The organism is Aerococcus sp. UMB1112A (assembly GCF_030230715.1).
GTDB lineage: Bacteria > Bacillota > Bacilli > Lactobacillales > Aerococcaceae > Aerococcus.
Map to the genome: position 1 here is coordinate 1 of NZ_JASPDS010000057.1, position 1,503 is coordinate 1,503.

The 1,503-nt window shown below is 34.2% G+C and carries 1 protein-coding gene; it reads left to right on the forward strand.

Features of this window, described 5'->3' with window-relative positions:
- The first annotated feature begins 155 nt into the window (after positions 1-155).
- Entirely contained in the window at positions 156-1,430 is a 1,275-nt protein-coding gene (locus QP860_RS10515) for an ISL3 family transposase (RefSeq protein WP_013439532.1), read from the forward strand.
- Positions 1,431-1,503: the final 73 nt, after the last annotated feature.

Genomic DNA, 1,503 nt, shown 5'->3' on the forward strand with positions numbered 1-1,503 from the left:
GGAGTCCCTTTTTTATACCCAATTGGAATTTAGTTTAAGGAACTGTTCATCCTTACACATAAAATTATACAGTTCCAAAAAGGAGGACATAGTCCTCTTTACAATAAAAAATTCGTTCCAACAAACATTTTATTTGTATAAACAAAGGTATAACTATGTCCTCTTTAAATGATTATATTAAATTTTTTCTTGATATTGAAGACAACAACATTATTTTTAAAGATTATTTTTATAAAATTCCCGAAGCTGGTTCGAAATATAAAGTTTATGAAGCTGAGCTCATTCAACCAGCTTGCCCCTTCTGCGGCTCTGTTGATATTATTCACAACGGTCATCTTAAGACAAATATTCGCTACATTACTGCCAATGCAAGTACGCCTGTCGTAATTAGATTGTTCAAACAGAGAGTTAAATGCCGTGATTGCAGTAAAAGATCAATGGCCCAAAGTAGCCTTGTAAATAAATACTGCAGTATTTCTAATACTTCAAAGCTAAAGATTCTCAGTGCCTTAACCGAAGATCGTTCAATGACTAGTATTGCCCGTGAGCACAATACTTCAGTTAACACAGTTCAACGAGTGTTGGCTTCTTGTTCTCATCGTTTTATTGACGGGTATGATTATTTGCCTGAGCATCTTGCTTTTGACGAATTCAAGGGCGTAGATAGAAAGCTGCACTTTATCTGTTTAAATGGAGAAACACATGAAGTAATTCAAATTCTTAGAAACAGATTTAAGAAGAATCTATTGAAATACTTCGGCAGATTTACGCTTAAGGCACGAGCCAACGTCAAAACTGTAGCTATGGACCTTAATTTCTATTATCAGGATATCGTTAGAGCTTGTTTTCCTAATGCTCAAATCATTATCGATCGTTTCCACATGGTGCAGATGCTCACCAGGTCTTTAAATTCATTAAGGGTCGCTACTATGAAGAAATTTGATAAGGGTACAAGAGAATATAGTCTGCTCAAATCACCTTGGAAATTGTATCTTAAGAAATTTGATGACTTAGAAAAGATCCACCCGAGATACAGTTGGCACTATAAAGACTCACTTACTCAGGATCAAATCGTAATGGAAGGTATCAGTTGCAATGATGTTTTAGACAATTCCTATAATTTATTGCAGGACTTCTTTACAGCACTTGATAAACACGATACCAAATCAATGAAAGAAATTATTTATTCTAAAGAAAGGGTCGGAGCTTTAATGCATAAAACCCTTTTGACCTTCAGACATAATCTAAAAGCTGTTTTAAATGGTGCAAGTTTATCTTATTCCAATGGCTGTCTTGAAGGCTTCAACCGTAAGATAAAACAAATTGAAAGAACTGCTTATGGCTACTCTAACTTCATCAATCTCTTAACTAGAATAAGACTGGAAGAAAACAAGATAAAAGAAAAAGGATCAAGCAATTTATTAATTTGATATGACCCCCGAAATTAGGACACTAATTTCGGGGGTTATTTTCATGACTAAATACACTAAAGAAATCAAACTT

Coding starts and splice junctions, on each gene's coding strand:
- QP860_RS10515 (WP_013439532.1), top strand. CDS start 156: ATGTCCTCTTTAAATGATTATATTAAATTTTTTCTTGATATTGAAGAC.